The following is a 16,387-nucleotide window of genomic DNA, read 5'->3' as shown; positions in this document are numbered from 1 at the left end:
TCAAGCGCATGGCTCATCCAGTGAGCTACCCTGGGCTCAAGCTGGCACACCAACAGACACAGCTCAGGGAGAACCATGCTGATTGCGCACAGCCGGAACGACGCTGGCGACTGGCACCTGCTGGAAGAGCACCTCGACAAGGTCGGACGCCTTGCAGCCGAGTTCTCTGCCACTTGGGGTGACACGCTCTGGGCCGGGCTGGCCGGCGCCTGGCACGACCTGGGCAAGGCCCGGGCCGGCTTTCAGCAGCACATCAGCCACGATCCCGACGGTCACATCGAAGGTCGCGTCCCCGGCGCCGAGAAGACCCACTCGGCCGCAGGCGCCCTGCACGCAAGCGCCGAGTTCGCCCGCCTGCTCGACGCCCGCAGTGCCGACGGTCTGGCGCGCGTCCTGCAATACCTGATCGCCGGCCATCACGCCGGCCTGGCCAACTGGCAGCCGAAGGACGGCCACGGCGGCCTGGCCCCCCGCCTGGCCAGCGCTGCCGCCCAAACCGAGTACGACGAGGCACTGCGCGGCCTGGCCGAAGCCGGTGAAACGCTGCGCGCCGCGCCGGACGCCACCACCCTCGCAGCCGCCGCACGCGCACTGCTGGGGCAGCGCGAACCCCTCGCCCGCTCGCTGGCCCTGCGCATGCTCTTCTCGGCCCTGGTGGACGCCGACTTCCTAGACACCGAGACTCACTTCAGCGCCGACAAGGCCGCCCGCCGAGCCAGCTTCCCGCCCATCGCCCGCTATGCCGAGCAGTTGCAAGCCCACCTCGCCGAGCTGGCCGCCCGCGTGCAAGCCAGCGGCCAGGCCGACACGGCCGTGATGCGAGCCCGCGCCGTGGTGCAACAGGCCTGCATTGCACAGGCTGCCCAGCCGCCCGGTGTCTTCACCCTCACCGTGCCCACCGGCGGCGGCAAGACCTTGTCGTCCCTGGCCTTCGCGCTGGAGCACGCGCGCCGGCACGGCCTGCGCCGCGTCATCTACGCCATCCCCTACACCAGCATCATCGAGCAGACGGCCAGCGTCTTCGCCGGCATCTTCGGGGCCGCGCAGGTCATCGAGCACCACAGCCAGGCCGACAGCGCGCCCAGCAGCGACACCACCGCCTCGCGCCTGGCCTGCGAGAACTGGGACGCGCCCCTCATCGTCACCACCAATGTGCAGCTCTTCGAGTCGCTCTTCGCCGCCAGTACCTCGCGCTGCCGCAAGCTCCACCGGCTGGCCGGCAGCGTCATCGTGCTGGACGAGGCGCAGATGCTGCCGCCCGAGTTCCTGCAGCCCATCCTCGATACGCTGAATGTCCTCCTGGCCCGCTACCGCATCAGCCTCGTGCTGTGTACCGCCACCCAGCCGGTGCTGACCAGCCGCAGCGCCTTCGACCCCCGCCAAGCCCTGCGCGGCCTGCCCGATCCCCGCCCCATCGTCGCGCCCGGCCCACTGTTCAGCGCCCTGCGCCGCACCGAGATCCACTGGCCGGCAGACCTGCACACCGTCACCGAACTGCCCGCTCTGGCCGAGCGCCTGCTGCGAGAGCCCTGCGCACTGGCCATCCTCAACACCCGCGCCGATGCCATGGCACTGGCCAAGCTGCTGCCACGCGACAGCACCCGCCACCTCAGCGCAGCCATGTGCGGCGCGCACCGTGCCCAGGTCATCGCCGAGATCCGTGACCTGCTCAAGGCCGGCGTGCCCCTGCACGTCGTCAGCACCCAACTGATCGAAGCCGGCGTGGACGTGGACTTCCCCGTGGTGTGGCGCGCGCTGGCCGGGCTGGACTCCATCGCCCAGGCCGCCGGCCGCTGCAACCGCGAGGGGCGCCGGGCGCAGGGCGACGTGCATGTGATCGTTCGCCCCATCCCCAAGCCGCTGGCACTGCTGCGCACGGCGGCCGACACCACGGTCAGCCTGCATGCCGAAGGTCTGCCGGACACCCTCACGCCAGCCGCCTTCGAGCGCTACTTTCGGGCCTTCTATGCCAAACAGAACCTCGACCAGCACCAGATCGTCGACCTGCTCAGCGAGCGCAGCGGCCCCATGGAATTCAACTTCCACAGCGCCGCCGACAAGTTCCGTCTCATCGACGACGAGGGCCAGTCCTCGCTGCTCATTCCCCTGCACCGCGTGATGGACGGGCACGACCAGCTCGCGCCCCTCATCGCCAAGCTCGAAGCCGGCGAGGCCGACCGCTGGCTGCTGCGCAGCGTTCAGCGCTATGTGCTCAACATCCGCCAGCGGCAGTTGGACGAGCTGCTGCGCACCGGCGCCGCCAAGGCGCTGGCCTGCGGCATCTACTTGCTGGAAGACGACACCCGCTACGACCGTCGGTTTGGGCTGCTGCCGCGCGATAACCCGCTGGATGCAATGACCATGGTGCAGTAGCGTTTCAGCCAGACGACCCAGATCGTTCCAACCAGGGAGCACCACATGCCACAGAGCTTTTGCCTGCACGTCACAGGCGAATTCGCCTGCTTCACCCGCCCCGAGATGAAGGTCGAGCGGGTCAGCTACGACGTCATCACGCCCTCGGCCGCACGTTCCATCTTCGAAGCCATCCTGTGGAAGCCCGCCATCCGATGGCGGGTGACGCGCATCGAGGTGCTGGCGCCCATTCGCTGGATGAACCTGCGCCGCAACGAGGTCGGCGCGGTCATCTCAAGCAGCAATGTGCAGCAGGCCATGAACGCCGGCCAAGGCGATTTGGCGCTGTACGTCGAGGACGAACGCCAGCAGCGCGCCGGCCTCTTCCTGCGCGACGTGGCCTACCGCCTGCATGCCGAACTGGACGTGCGCAGCGGCGAGCCGCGCCAGAAGTACGAAGAGATGTTCCTGCGCCGCGCCGCCAAGGGCCAATGGGTCAACCAGCCCTACCTCGGCTGCCGCGAGTTCGCCGCCGACGTGTGCCTGGTCGAGCCCGGCTCCGAGCAGCCCGCACCCATCGCCGAGACGCGGGACCTCGGCTGGATGCTGCACGACCTGGACTTCACCGACCTCGCCTCGCCGCAGCCGCGCTTCTTCCGCGCGCAGATGCACGCCGGCGCCATCGCGGTGCCTGCGTTCGAGGAGGCCGCCGCATGATCCTGCAAGCCCTCGCCCAGCTCTACGAGCGCCGTGCCGCCGACCCCGACCCCGCACGACGCCTGCCCTCGCCAGGTCTGGAAGACAAGGACATCCCCTTCATCGTCGAGCTGCGCCCGGACGGCAGCCCCGTGCTGTTGCGCGACACCCGCCGGCTGGACGGCAAGAAGCTGCGCGCGCAGACCTTCCTCGTGCCCCAGGGTGTCAAGAAGACCTCTGGCGTGGCAGCCAATCTGCTGTGGGACACGGCGGAATACACCCTCGGTGTCAGCGCCAAGGCCGAAGCGCCTCGCCTGCCCGAGCAGACTGCCGCCTTCTTAGCGCGGGTACAGGCGCTGGAACCTTATTCAGAAGGCGACCCTGGCCTGCAAGCCCTGCTCGCCTTCCTGCGGGCACCTCAGCTCGATCTGCTACGCGCGGCGCCCCATTGGGACGAGTTGCTGCAGAGCAATGCGCTGGTGAGCTTCGAGCTGCAAGGAGACGCGGGTGTGCTGATCTGCCAACGCCCAGCCGTGCAGGCCGCCATTCGCGCGCTGGCTGCAAGCCAGGCGCCGGGCACGCTGGCGCACTGCCTGGTGGACGGCGCACCGCGCCCGGTGGCGCGCCTGCATGGCGCCATCAAGGGCGTGTGGGGTGCGCAGACTTCGGGCGCCAACATCGTTTCCTTCAACCTGGGCGCCTACAACTCCTACGGCAAGGAGCAAGGCCTCAATGCGCCGGTGGGCGAGGCCGCCGTGTTTGCCTACACGACGGCACTGAACGCGCTGCTGGACCGCGACTCGCCCAACCGCATCCAGGTGGGCGATGCGTCCACCGTCTTCTGGGCCGATGCGCCCCATCCCTTTGATGGCACAGGGGACGGCGAGTTCACGCTGGCCGACCTCTTCGCCGAGGCCGACAACCCCGACAAGCACCGCGACGCGGTGCCCGCCCTGTTCAACGCCGTGCGCTCAGGCCAGATGCCAAAGGCCGTGGCCGACACACGCTTCTTCGTGCTCGGCCTCTCGCCCAATGCCGCACGCATCAGCATCCGCTTCTGGCTGCCGTCCGTGCCCTTCGCTGAACTGGCGCCGCGTCTGGTGCAGCACTTCGAAGACATCCGCGTAGCACGGCGTTACGACGGCGATCCCGAAACACCCTCGCTGTTCCGGCTGCTGACCAGCCTGGCCCTGCAAGGCAAGGCCGACAACATCCCGCCGCGGCTGGCAGGCGAATGGATGAGGGCCATTCTTGAAGGCCTTCCCCTGCCGGCCGGCCTGCTGAATGCCGCCGTGCAGCGCTGCCGCGCCGAACGCGACGTTCCCTACCTGCGCGCCTGTGTGCTCAAAGCCTGGCTCAATCGCAACGGCCGGCGCGCACCGACTTCATCCACCATGCCATTCAAGGAGGCTCTGGACATGGACAACCCCGCACCGGCCTATCGCCTGGGCCGGCTCTTTGCCACGCTGGAGCGCATCCAGGAGCTGGCGCAGCCCGGCATCAACGCCACCATCCGCGACCGCTACTACGGTGCCGCGTCCACCACGCCGGTGGCCGTGTTCACGACGCTGCTGCGCCTGAAGAACGCCCACCTCAAGAAGTTCACAGGCGGGCAGGAGACCTTCTACGAAAAGCTGATCGGCGAGATCCTCGCGCCGATGACGGGTTTTCCAAGCCGGCTGACGCTGCCGCAGCAAGGCGAATTCGCCCTCGGCTACTACCACCAGCGCCAGGCCTTCTTCACCAAGAAGGCGGAGGGCGACAACAGCACCGACCAACCCCAGGGAGATTGAACATGACCACCCCCATCACCGGCCGCCTCGACTTCGTCCTGCTCTTCGACGTGAAGGACGGCAACCCCAACGGCGACCCCGACGCAGGCAACATGCCCCGCATCGACGCCGAGACTGGCCACGGGCTAATGACCGACGTGGCGCTCAAGCGCAAGCTGCGCAACTTCGTGCAGCTCGTCAAAGGTGCGCAGCCGCCCTACGACATCTACATCAAGGAAAAGGCGGTGCTGGAGCAGACGCACCGCAAGGCCTATGAGGCCATCGGCGCGACCGACGAACTGGCCGACGATGCCGATGCCAAAGGCAAAAAGAAGCGCAAGGGCAGCGCCGACAGCGTGGACAAGGCCCGCGCCTGGATCTGCCAGAACTTCTTCGACGTGCGCACCTTCGGCGCCGTCATGTCCACCGGCGTCAACTGCGGCCAGGTGCGCGGCCCCGTGCAGATGACCTTCGCCCGCTCTGCCGACCCCATCATCGCCAGCGAGCACGCCATCACCCGCATGGCCGTTGCCACCGAAGCCGAGGCCGAGAAGCAGCAGGGCGACAACCGCACCATGGGCCGCAAGCACACCGTGCCCTATGCGCTTTACCGCTCGCACGGCTTCGTGTCCGCCTTCCTGGCCAAGCAGACCGGCTTCACCGCCGAAGATCTGGAGCTGCTGATGCAAGGCCTGGAGCAGATGTTCGAGCACGACCGCTCCGCCGCCCGCGGCGAAATGGCCACGCGCGGGCTGTTCGTCTTCCAGCATGAGAGTGAGCTTGGCAATGCCCACGCACACAGCCTGTTCGACCGCGTCAGCGTCAAGCTGAAGGACGGCGTCACCGCGCCGCGAAGCTTTGCCGACTACGAAGTCAGCGTCGACGAGACCGGCATGCCCGCCGGCGTGAAGCTGCTGCGCCGCATCGGCTGAGGTTTGGCGGCCGAGCCAGTCGCCAGCTACCCCCGCTCCGCCCAATACCCCGCTGCCCGCCGCTGATGCGCCACCGCGATCACCACCACTTCCATGGCTTCGACCCGGTAGACGAGGGTGTAGGGAAAGCGGCGCAATGGCCATGTCCGCAAGCCGGCCGGGGCGGGGCTGCCCAGTTCAGGCATCTGCAGAAGCCGCGTCAAGGCGTGCCGCACGCTGTCGTCAAAGTGCTCCGCGACGGGAACACCGGCTTCGTCACGGTAGCGCTGCAGCGCCGCCAGCAGTTCACGCGCGGCTGCAGCGGTGAAGCGGGTGTTCACGGCGCCGGTCAGCGCGCATTGATGATCTGGCGCATCTCGGCAAACACCTGCTCGGCCGGGATGAGTTCGGCGTCCCCGGCATCCAGCTCGGCGACGCGACGCGCCAGCTCCGGCCCCCAGCTCGGGTGCAGCAAGGGCTGCGCGGGACGCACGGTGTCGGCTAGGCGCTCGATCAGCTCGGCCCTCTCTTCGGGGGTGAGTTTCAGGGCCTGCTCGGTCACATCGTCCAGGGTCGTGCTCATGACAATCTCCGCGCGCTGCAGCCTGTGCAAGCCTTCAGTGTAGTCACTCGACCCATCGGACGGCGTCATGGACGACCCCTTTGCGATCCCCCTCTCCGCGCTGCAGCACTGGGCCTACTGCCCGCGGCAGTGCGGGCTGATCCACATCGAGCAGGCGTTCGACGCCAACGTGCACACGCTCCGCGGCGACGCGCTGCATGCACGCGTGGACGAGCCTGGCCTGCAGACCGAACGCGGGAGGCGCGTCGAACGCGCGCTGCCGTTATGGCATGACGGGCTCGGGCTGATCGGCAAGGCGGACGTCGTCGAGTTCCTGCCCGACGACACGCCCTATCCGGTCGAGTACAAGCAAGGCGCACGCCACAAGGCCGCCGGCATCGCTGCCTGCGACGAGCTGCAGCTCGCCGCCCAGGCCCTTTGTCTGGAGGCGATGACCGGCCGGGCCGTCGCGGAAGGCGCCATCTTCTACGCCACCAGCAAGCGCCGCCGCGTGGTGCCCATCACGCCCGTCTTGCGAGCGCAGGTGGCCCAGACGCGCGCCGCCGTCGCAGCCCAGCTCGCCTCGGGCCGCCTGCCGCCGCCCTTGACCGGCGAACTGGCGGCGCAGCGATGCAAGTCGTGCTCGCTGCTGGACCGCTGCCAGCCCGAGGCTGGCCAGTCGCACGAACTGACACGGGTGCGCGATCACCTCTTCGAGCCCGACGCCGACATCTGAGGCTGACCATGCAACTGCTGAACACCCTCTACCTGACCACACCCGAGAGCTACCTGCGCCTGGACAACCAGACGCTGGCCATCGAGCAGGACGGCGCGCTCAAACTGCGCGTGCCACTGCACCACCTGAACGCCGTCGTCTGCTTCGGCCATATCCAGCTGTCCACGCCCCTGATGCATCACCTGGCGCAGCAGGGCATCGCCCTCGTCCTGCTCGACGCCAACGGGCGCTTCCAGGCTCGGCTGGAAGGGCCCACGGCCGGCAACGTGCTGCTGCGCCAGGCCCAGCATCGGGCCAGCGCCGACGCGGCCTTGACCTTGTCGCTGGCGCGCAGCTTCGTGGCCGGCAAGATCCGCAACGCCCGCAGCCTGCTGTTGCGCGGCGCGCGCGAGGCGCGCAATGAGGCCGATGCCAGAGCCCTCACCCGCCAGGCACTGAACCTGGCCGCCGGCCTGCGCGCCCTGCCCGGCTGCGGCACGTTGGACGCACTGCGCGGCGTCGAGGGCGAAGCGGCAAGGGAGCACTTCGTCGGCCTGAGCCTGCTCGTCCGCCCGGACGCCCGCGACGCCTTCAGCATGCGCGACGGCCGCAGCCGCCGCCCGCCGCGTGACCGGCTCAACGCACTGCTCTCCTTTCTTTACAGCCTGTGGATGAACGACTGCCGCAGTGCGCTCGAAGCCGTGGGCCTGGATCCCCAGGTCGGCTTCCTGCACGCCCTCCGGCCAGGGCGTGCGGCCTTGGCGCTGGACCTGATGGAAGAGTTCCGCCCGCAGGCCGACCGGCTGGCGCTGACCCTCATCAACCGGCAGCAGCTGCGCAGCGGCGATTTCGTCGAGCGCGAGGGTGGCGCAGTCAGCCTGCATGCCGACGCCCGCAAGGCCGTGCTGGTGGCCTACCAGGAGCGCAAGCAGGATGTCCTCCAGCACCCTTTGCTGAGCCAGCCCGTCGCGTTGGGCCTGGCGCCTCTCATCCAGGCTCGCCTGCTGGCGCGGGCCGTGCGGGGCGAGCTCGACGCCGACGGCCAACCCGCCGGCTACCTGCCCTTCTTGATCAAGTGAGGCGCCAGTGCTCGTCATCGTCTGCTACGACGTCAACACGGAAACCAAGGAAGGTCGTCGCCGCCTGCGCCGCGTCGCCAAGCTTTGCGAAGCGACGGGTCAGCGCGTGCAGAAATCCGTCTTCGAGTGCCAGATCGATCTGGCCAAGATGGAGGAACTGGAACGCAAGCTGCTGGCGCAGATCGATGAGAAGCAGGACTGTCTGCGCATCTATCGACTGCCCGAAACCCGGGGTGCCGAAGTCCGCGAATATGGTCAGTTCAAGGCGACCGACTTCGAAGCACCGCTGGTACTGTGAGCAGGGGCGCCGCGCGAACCCCAAGCGCCGCCCGCTGCCGGGAGGCATTCGCGCGCTCGAAAAAGCCTGGTGCATCAGGCGTTTGCTCGTCTCCCAGGCCGAAGCTGCCGCCAGCAAGCTCAACCGCGCCGCCGGGTTCGCGCCACCATGGAGAATGTCGTCGCGCATTCAAGCACTTGCGGTGAAAGCGCACCGCCCGCCTTCATCGGCGGGCGCGGATTGAAACCCGAGCGTGACGATGATCCCGCCAGCAATTGGGGGCACCGCCCGCCTTCATCGGCGGGCGCGGATTGAAACCTGCTGAACTCGAACCAGCTCATCATGGAGGAGAGCACCGCCCGCCTTCATCGGCGGGCGCGGATTGAAACATCGCCAAGCGCGTGTCCGAGATGACCGCCATCGCACCGCCCGCCTTCATCGGCGGGCGCGGATTGAAACTCGCTGCGGGCGCCGGAACCCGCCGCCCAGGGGTGCACCGCCCGCCTTCATCGGCGGGCGCGGATTGAAACAACGCCATGCTGCCCGCTGTTCAAGCCCCCGCGCCGCACCGCCCGCCTTCATCGGCGGGCGCGGATTGAAACATCGTCATCACCCTGCCGTGGTCCGCCATCACGCGCACCGCCCGCCTTCATCGGCGGGCGCGGATTGAAACCACGACCTCCGGCGCGCTTGACGTGGCCGCCGGGCACCGCCCGCCTTCATCGGCGGGCGCGGATTGAAACAAGCGCATCCAAGAATTTGGAATCAAGCTGCGCGGCACCGCCCGCCTTCATCGGCGGGCGCGGATTGAAACCACACCACCTTCACCACGTAAACAACACCGCCGAGCACCGCCCGCCTTCATCGGCGGGCGCGGATTGAAACTCGAAACCTTACGCCAGCAGCGACAAGATGGCCCCGCACCGCCCGCCTTCATCGGCGGGCGCGGATTGAAACCTGCTCTACTCAAACAACAAGATCGCGCACAACTGCACCGCCCGCCTTCATCGGCGGGCGCGGATTGAAACTCGCCGCTACTGCCTGGCGGCTCGGTCCTCAAGATGCACCGCCCGCCTTCATCGGCGGGCGCGGATTGAAACCTCAAGTTCGTCGGCTCCAACTCGCCTGACTCAGTGCACCGCCCGCCTTCATCGGCGGGCGCGGATTGAAACTCCAGCGGGGCGCCAGAGTTGAGCAGAGCCACCAGCACCGCCCGCCTTCATCGGCGGGCGCGGATTGAAACCGCTGCCTGTGCTTCTTCAACGCCACGAACACCGGCACCGCCCGCCTTCATCGGCGGGCGCGGATTGAAACACGCTCTGGCTGCGCGCGCTGCCGGCGCCCAAGGTGCACCGCCCGCCTTCATCGGCGGGCGCGGATTGAAACGTCGATGACCGGGCCCTTGAAACCGGTCGAAGGCGGCACCGCCCGCCTTCATCGGCGGGCGCGGATTGAAACTTCGCGGGTGGCGTCCGGGTAGTTCCGGCGCAGCGCACCGCCCGCCTTCATCGGCGGGCGCGGATTGAAACAACGTCGGCGCCGGCAAGTCGATCTACTGGCCTGCACCGCCCGCCTTCATCGGCGGGCGCGGATTGAAACCGTTTCTACTACTTCGCCCAGCACAGCGTCGGCGCGCACCGCCCGCCTTCATCGGCGGGCGCGGATTGAAACCCCTGCATCTATGGCGCATCGGTGAACAGCCGCGGCACCGCCCGCCTTCATCGGCGGGCGCGGATTGAAACAGCTCGACAAGCTACAGCAACGAAAGGGCAGAACGCACCGCCCGCCTTCATCGGCGGGCGCGGATTGAAACACCTTGAACTGCGGGCCGGCACCGGGGATGTCCTTGCACCGCCCGCCTTCATCGGCGGGCGCGGATTGAAACCCTTGAGCCATGCCATGACGGCCGGGATGCCGCCGCACCGCCCGCCTTCATCGGCGGGCGCGGATTGAAACCACGGCGCGGTCATCACCCAGCCATTGCTGTCCAGCACCGCCCGCCTTCATCGGCGGGCGCGGATTGAAACAGCCAGGTGGCCGGCTACTTCGGAGGCGGCATGACGCACCGCCCGCCTTCATCGGCGGGCGCGGATTGAAACCGCCAGGGCCTTGTTGCCCGTATTGGCCTGCCGGCGCACCGCCCGCCTTCATCGGCGGGCGCGGATTGAAACACGGTGCCGGTGGAAAAAGACCCGCCGCGCGGCGCACCGCCCGCCTTCATCGGCGGGCGCGGATTGAAACTTCGTGTATGTGAAGCCACCCGAAGTGACCGCAGGCACCGCCCGCCTTCATCGGCGGGCGCGGATTGAAACCCGCGGTCAGCGCTGAATTCGCGGCGTTGGTCTCGCACCGCCCGCCTTCATCGGCGGGCGCGGATTGAAACCTCGTTCACGAGGTGCGGAACCTTGCAGCAACGAGGCACCGCCCGCCTTCATCGGCGGGCGCGGATTGAAACAAGTCCTGGCGGGAGCACCAGTCACGCCCGCGCGAGCACCGCCCGCCTTCATCGGCGGGCGCGGATTGAAACAGCACCCGCCAGAGGGCACGGACATCACCAGGATGCACCGCCCGCCTTCATCGGCGGGCGCGGATTGAAACTTCGCGGCATAGAAGGTCGCGAAGTCGCGCACACGCACCGCCCGCCTTCATCGGCGGGCGCGGATTGAAACCGGCGGAGGCTGCGCCGGACCCCATGCGTCCGCGCGCACCGCCCGCCTTCATCGGCGGGCGCGGATTGAAACTTCGGTTCGGTGCTCATGGGGTAATTGCACCACGGCACCGCCCGTCTTCATCGGCGGGCGCGGATTGAAACATCTTCGCGGTGCGCAGCGCGCTGAGGTCCACGCGCACCGCCCGCCTTCATCGGCGGGCGCGGATTGAAACTGCATCTCCTCGTGCTGGGCCCACTTGCGTAGCAGGCACCGCCCGCCTTCATCGGCGGGCGCGGATTGAAACGCCTTCGATGGGTGAGAGGGTGCCGCGGTCGACCTGCACCGCCCGCCTTCATCGGCGGGCGCGGATTGAAACAGTTTGGCCCGCTCACCTCAAACGCGTGGGCCAGGCACCGCCCGCCTTCATCGGCGGGCGCGGATTGAAACCGCTCAAGCTGCAGCCGGTCGACCACCAGCTGGCGGCACCGCCCGCCTTCATCGGCGGGCGCGGATTGAAACACGCCCGGTCCGACGCACTGGATCATCGGAACGCCGCACCGCCCGCCTTCATCGGCGGGCGCGGATTGAAACATCACGCTGCAGGAGCCGGCATGCGGCGCCCGGTGGCGCCGGCTGCCTTCATCTGAACCAGCCGCCTCGCCCAGCGTCTCCCGTCGCCCGCCGATGCCTCCTCGCGAACACCGATTGCCGACTGAGCGTCGGGACTTTCGGCAGGCTCCGAGACGCCAGCTCGCGCTCTCGGTGTAAGTTGCGGCCAGGTCCGCGCGACCCAACGCCACCGCGAGCGAGAAAGCCCATGCTGATCCGAATCCCCGCCCCCCACCAGCCCCTGCCCAGCGAGATCACCCCTCGCGACGCCTACCTCAACCGTCGCACGGCCCTGGCCGCCGGGCTGGGTCTCGGCCTGGCTGCCGCCTCGCCGCTGGCCCAGGCCCAGGCCGCGCCGGGCGGCGGCAAGCTGCCCAAGCTGGCGGGCGTGCGTTCGGCCGTGGCCGGCGCCGTCGTCATGGACAAGCCCACGAGCTATGCCGACGCCACCTCGTACAACAACTTCTACGAGTTCGGTACCGACAAGTCCGCCCCCGCCGAGCACGCGCACACGCTCAAGACGCGGCCGTGGACGGTGGCCATCGAGGGCGAGTGCGCCAAGCCCGGCCGCTTCGACATCGAGGCCCTGCTCAAGCTCGCGCCCATGGAGGAACGCATCTACCGGCTGCGCTGCGTCGAGGGCTGGAGCATGGTCATCCCCTGGATGGGCTATTCGCTCGCCGAACTGCTCAAGCAGGCGCAGCCGACGTCCAAGGCGAAGTACGTGGAGTTCACCAGCCTGGCGGACAAGGCCCAGATGCCCGGCGTGCGCTCGGGCGTGCTGGACTGGCCCTATGTCGAGGGCCTGCGCATCGACGAGGCCATGCATCCGCTGGCGATGCTGGTGTTCGGCATGTACGGCGAGGTGCTGCCCAACCAGAACGGCGCGCCGCTGCGCCTGGCGCTGCCCTGGAAGTACGGTTTCAAGTCGGCCAAGAGCATCGTCAGGATCCGCTTCGTCGAGAAGGAGCCCGTCTCCAGCTGGACCAAGGCCGCGCAGCAGGAATACGGCTTCTATTCCAACGTCAACCCCAACGTGCCCCATCCGCGCTGGAGCCAGGCCACCGAGCGCCGCATCGGCGAGGACGGCCTCTTCGCCAAGAAGCGCCCGACGCTGATGTTCAACGGCTACGAGGCCCAGGTGGGCCAGCTCTACGCCGGCATGGACCTGAAGAAGAACTATTGATGCGGGCCGGGCTGACTCGCGCGCTGCTGCACCCCGTCGCCAAACCCGCGCTCTTCCTGCTCTGCCTGGCACCCCTGGCCTGGCTGTTCTACGGCGCGGCGGCCAACCAGCTCGGCGCCAACCCGGCCGAGGCCCTGATCCGCCGCCTGGGCGACTGGACGCTGCGCGGCCTGTGGTTGACGCTGGCCGTCACGCCGCTGCGCGAGCTGACGGGCCTGGCGGCGCTGGCGCGCTTTCGCCGCATGCTGGGCGTCTTCAGCTTCACCTACGCCAGCCTGCACCTGCTGGCCTACGGCTGGCTGGACATGGGGTTGGACTTCGGCGAGATCGCCCGCGACATCGCCAAGCGCCCTTTCATCCTGATGGGTTTCACGGCCTGGACGCTGATGCTGCCGCTGGCCGCCACGAGCTTCAACCGCGCCATCAAGGCCCTGGGTGCGCCGCGCTGGCGGGCCCTGCACCGGGCCGTCTACGCCATCGCCGTGATCGCGTTGATGCACTTCATCTGGATGCGCGCGGGCAAGCACAACTTCGCCGAGCCGGCCGTCTACGGCGTGATCCTTGCCGCGCTGCTGGGGTGGCGGCTCTGGAAGCGGCCGAGCGCAAAACGGGGCTGACGGGGATAATTCGCGGCTTTGCCCCGGCCGCTCCATGCACAGCCCTCTCTCCATCGACGTAGCCATCCTCGGCGGCGGCCCCGCCGGCTGCAGCGCCGCGTCGTGGCTCGGTCAGCTGGGGCTGTCGACCTTGCTGGTCGAGCGCGAGCCGCAGCTGTGCGCCGCCCTGGCCGGCCTTCACTTTCCGCAGGACTGGGTGCTGGGCGCACCGACCACGCCGTTGTCCGCCTTGGGTGAGCGTTATGCCGCCCAGGCCGCCGCCACGCCGCAGCTGACGCTGCGCCTGGGCACGCAGGCGGAGTCGGCCCGGCATGCCGCGGACGGCTGGACCCTGCAGCTGTCCTCCGGCGAGCACGTGCAGGCGCGGGCCCTGCTGGTGGCGACCGGCCTGCGCCTGCTGCGCCCGGCGCGCTATTTCGCCGTGCCGCATGCCCGGGTGATGGACGCCGCCGCCCTGACCGCCCGGCGCGAGGCTCTGCCGCCCGGCCGCGTGCTGGTGCTGGGCGCGGGCGACAACGCGGCCGAGAACGCCCTCTTCCTCGCCGACCGCGGCCATGCCGTGACCGTCTGGGCGCGCGGCGGCTGGCGCGCGCAGAGCCACCTCGTGCGGCGCATCGAGGCGCACCCGGGCATCGTGCTGCGCCTGTCCACGCCCCTGCCCGACGGCCTGATGCCGGACGCCGACGCCGTGAGCGTCGGCGCCGAGCGCTTCGACCACGTGGCCGCCCTGCTGGGCTTCGAGCCGGAGCCCTCGGCCTTCGCCGTGATGGACGAGGCCTCGCGCCAGCGCGCCTTCGTCGCCGGCGACGCCAGCGGACGCTGGCATCCTTGCGTGCAGACCGCCCTGGCCGACGGCGTGCAGGCGGCCAAGCAGATCGAGCAGGCGCTGCGCCCGGAGATCCACAGCGCGCCGCAGCGCTACAACAACCGCCAGGTCATCCACCTGCAGGGCCTGCGCTTTCGCGCCAACCTGGGCGTGCTCGACTTCGAGCGCACCGGGCCGCAGCCCATCCAGGTGGACGCCCAGGTCAACCTCGGCGCCATGCCGGTGGTGGCCCGCGACGCCGACATCGGCCACGTGCTCGACTACCGCCGCGTGCGCGCCGCCATCCTCGACGAATGCACCGCCGAGCACACCGACCTCGTCGAGGCCCTGCTCGGCAAGCTCAGCAACCGCCTGATGAGCCTGCCCGGCGTCGTCGGCGTGCGGCTCAAGCTGACCAAGCTCGAAATCTTTCCCGACTGTGAAGTCTCCATCAGCACCGAACTGGGTGCCTGGTAAAGCCCATGACCGAAGTCCTAGCACCCACCACCGCCGAGCCGAGCGCCGCCGACCTCGCGGCCAAGAAGGCCGCCCACGAGATCAACAAGCTCTCCAAGCGGCTGCGCCGCCAGGTCGGCCAGGCCATCGCCGACTTCAACATGATCGAGGACGGCGACAAGGTCATGGTCTGCCTGTCGGGCGGCAAGGACAGCTACTCGATGCTGGACATCCTGCTCAACCTGCAGCAGCGCGCGCCGATCAGGTTCGAGCTGGTGGCCGTCAACCTCGACCAGAAGCAGCCCGGCTTCCCCGAGGACGTACTGCCCAACTACCTGAAGAGCCGCGGCGTGCCCTTCCACATCGAGGAGCAGGACACCTACTCCGTCGTCAAGCGCGTGGTGCCCGAGGGCAAGACCACCTGCGGGCTGTGCTCGCGCCTGCGCCGCGGCATCCTCTACCGCGTGGCCGGCGAGCTGGGCTGCACCAAGATCGCCCTGGGCCACCACCGCGACGACATCGTCACGACCCTGTTCCTGAACATGTTCTTCGGCAGCCGCATGAAGGGCATGCCGCCCAAGCTGGTCAGCGACGACGGCCGTAACGTCGTCATCCGGCCGCTGGCCTACGTGAAGGAGCCCGACCTCGTGCGCTGGGCCGAGCACCGCGAGTTCCCCATCATCCCGTGCAACCTCTGCGGCAGCCAGGAGAACCTGCAGCGCGTGCAGGTCAAGGCCATGATCAACGAGTGGGAGAAGCGCTACCCGGGCCGCATCGACAACATCTTCACGGCCATGACCAACATCGTGCCCTCGCACATGATGGACAAGAAGCTCTTTCCCTTCGAGACCATCAAGGCCACCGGGGTGGCGGACGCGGGCGGCGACATCGCCTTCGACGACGATGAGTCTTGCGCCACGCCGTCGCCGGCCGCCTCGGTGATCACGCTGCAACGCTGATTTACACGCCGGCAACCCGGGCGGGTCAGAATGGGCGCATCTCGTCCAACGGAGGTGTCGCCATGAACCGTCGCCTTGTCCTCTCGTCGCTTGCCGCCGCATCCATCGTGGCCCTCGCCGGCTGCAGCGGCCCCTACACCGTCTCCGCCGACGTTTCCAGTTATGGCAGCTGGCCGGCGGACCGCAAGCCCGGCACCTATGCCTTCGAGCGCCTGCCTTCGCAGCAGCAGAGCGAGGAGGCCACCAAGCGCCAGACGGCCCTCGAGGACGCTGCCCGCGGCGCGCTGGAGAAGGCCGGCTTCAAGCCCGCCGCCGACGCCAAGAGCGCCGACGTGCTGGTGACCCTGGGCGCGCGCATCACCGCCTACGACCCCGTGCCCTGGGACGACCCGCTGTGGTGGCGCTGGCGCGGTCGCCTGTTCTCGCCGCGCTACGGCTATGGCGGCTGGGGCGGCTGGGGTTGGCGCCAGGACCCCTTCTTCGACCGCCGCTACGACCGCGCCGTGGCCGTGCTGATGCGTGACCGCACCACCGGCGAGGCGCTGTTCGAGACCCACGCCAGCAACGAGGGCATCACCGCCGGCAACGACGCCACCCTGGGCATCCTCTTCGACGCCGCGCTGGCCGAGTTCCCCAAGGTCGAGCCCAAGTCCCACCGCGTGAGCGTGCAGGCGATGCGTTAGGACCCCGTTCGGACGGGCAGCAGGCCGGCGCCGCCGCCCGGCCTGCCCATAATCGCG

Annotated in this window: 14 protein-coding genes, 1 pseudogene and 1 CRISPR repeat array; of the genes and pseudogenes, 13 read left to right on the top strand and 2 right to left on the bottom strand. The window is 68.9% G+C overall.

What is annotated here, in order from left to right:
• The first annotated feature begins 75 nt into the window (after positions 1-75).
• From LXT12_RS09880 to cas7c, 4 genes are read left to right on the top strand one after another with little or no spacing between them, the layout of a single operon-like run.
• A complete protein-coding gene (locus LXT12_RS09880) occupies positions 76-2,373 on the top strand; it encodes a CRISPR-associated endonuclease Cas3'' (RefSeq protein WP_233391553.1) in 2,298 nt (765 codons plus the stop codon).
• Between the two features lie 45 nt (positions 2,374-2,418).
• Positions 2,419-3,069 carry a type I-C CRISPR-associated protein Cas5c gene (gene cas5c / locus LXT12_RS09875; RefSeq protein WP_233391551.1) on the top strand — a complete coding sequence of 217 codons (651 nt, stop codon included), beginning with the start codon at positions 2,419-2,421 and terminating at the stop codon, positions 3,067-3,069.
• Positions 3,066-4,841, top strand: coding sequence for a type I-C CRISPR-associated protein Cas8c/Csd1 (gene cas8c, locus LXT12_RS09870; RefSeq protein WP_233391549.1), 1,776 nt, complete (start codon positions 3,066-3,068; stop codon positions 4,839-4,841). The genes cas5c and cas8c overlap by 4 nt, the downstream gene beginning before the upstream one ends.
• Before the next feature lie 2 nt (positions 4,842-4,843).
• Positions 4,844-5,752, top strand: coding sequence for a type I-C CRISPR-associated protein Cas7/Csd2 (gene cas7c / locus LXT12_RS09865; RefSeq protein WP_233391547.1), 909 nt, complete (start codon positions 4,844-4,846; stop codon positions 5,750-5,752).
• A gap of 26 nt (positions 5,753-5,778) precedes the next feature.
• Here cas7c and LXT12_RS09860 read toward each other — a convergent pair whose 3' ends face one another.
• A complete protein-coding gene (locus LXT12_RS09860; RefSeq protein WP_233391545.1) occupies positions 5,779-6,072 on the bottom strand; it encodes a type II toxin-antitoxin system RelE/ParE family toxin in 294 nt (97 codons plus the stop codon).
• Positions 6,073-6,080: 8 nt separating this feature from the next.
• On the bottom strand, positions 6,081-6,314 hold the full coding sequence (locus LXT12_RS09855; protein WP_233391543.1) for an addiction module protein: 234 nt from the start codon (positions 6,312-6,314) through the stop codon (positions 6,081-6,083).
• A gap of 67 nt (positions 6,315-6,381) precedes the next feature.
• Between LXT12_RS09855 and cas4 the strand changes: the two genes are divergently transcribed.
• From cas4 to LXT12_RS09810, 9 genes and pseudogenes are all read left to right on the top strand, one after another.
• The gene (gene cas4, locus LXT12_RS09850) at positions 6,382-7,029 is read left to right on the top strand and encodes a CRISPR-associated protein Cas4 (protein ID WP_233391541.1); all 648 of its coding nucleotides are present in this window, start codon (positions 6,382-6,384) and stop codon (positions 7,027-7,029) included.
• A gap of 8 nt (positions 7,030-7,037) precedes the next feature.
• A complete protein-coding gene (gene cas1c, locus LXT12_RS09845) occupies positions 7,038-8,087 on the top strand; it encodes a type I-C CRISPR-associated endonuclease Cas1c (protein ID WP_233391539.1) in 1,050 nt (349 codons plus the stop codon).
• Between the two features lie 7 nt (positions 8,088-8,094).
• Entirely contained in the window at positions 8,095-8,385 is a 291-nt protein-coding gene (gene cas2 / locus LXT12_RS09840) for a CRISPR-associated endonuclease Cas2 (protein WP_233391538.1), read from the top strand.
• 189 nt (positions 8,386-8,574) lie between these two features.
• Positions 8,575-11,606: direct repeats of the CRISPR family, unit length 37 nt; unit sequence GCACCGCCCGCCTTCATCGGCGGGCGCGGATTGAAAC.
• Positions 11,607-11,832: 226 nt separating this feature from the next.
• Positions 11,833-12,810: a protein-methionine-sulfoxide reductase catalytic subunit MsrP gene (msrP, locus tag LXT12_RS09835; RefSeq protein ID WP_233391536.1), complete on the top strand. Its 978-nt coding sequence runs from the start codon at positions 11,833-11,835 to the stop codon at positions 12,808-12,810.
• Entirely contained in the window at positions 12,810-13,427 is a 618-nt protein-coding gene (locus tag LXT12_RS09830; RefSeq protein ID WP_233391534.1) for a protein-methionine-sulfoxide reductase heme-binding subunit MsrQ, read from the top strand. The genes msrP and LXT12_RS09830 overlap by 1 nt, the downstream gene beginning before the upstream one ends.
• 34 nt (positions 13,428-13,461) lie before the next feature.
• Positions 13,462-13,995, top strand: a pseudogene (locus LXT12_RS09825) (NAD(P)/FAD-dependent oxidoreductase); the annotation flags it as partial.
• A 330-nt stretch (positions 13,996-14,325) separates the two neighbouring features.
• Positions 14,326-14,709 (top strand): dihydroneopterin aldolase, encoded by a 384-nt coding sequence (locus LXT12_RS09820; protein ID WP_233391803.1) that lies wholly within the window; start codon positions 14,326-14,328, stop codon positions 14,707-14,709.
• Between the two features lie 5 nt (positions 14,710-14,714).
• Positions 14,715-15,647 (top strand): tRNA 2-thiocytidine(32) synthetase TtcA, encoded by a 933-nt coding sequence (gene ttcA, locus LXT12_RS09815; RefSeq protein WP_233391533.1) that lies wholly within the window; start codon positions 14,715-14,717, stop codon positions 15,645-15,647.
• A gap of 62 nt (positions 15,648-15,709) precedes the next feature.
• Positions 15,710-16,330, top strand: a complete 621-nt coding sequence (locus LXT12_RS09810) for a DUF4136 domain-containing protein (protein WP_233391531.1) — start codon at positions 15,710-15,712, stop codon at positions 16,328-16,330.
• The last annotated feature ends 57 nt before the right edge of the window (positions 16,331-16,387 follow it).

This window comes from Pelomonas caseinilytica, assembly GCF_021353235.1.
Lineage (GTDB): Bacteria > Pseudomonadota > Gammaproteobacteria > Burkholderiales > Burkholderiaceae_C > Pelomonas > Pelomonas caseinilytica.
Note: the sequence above shows the minus strand (reverse complement) of the source record. Positions and strands in the feature narration are given on the sequence as shown.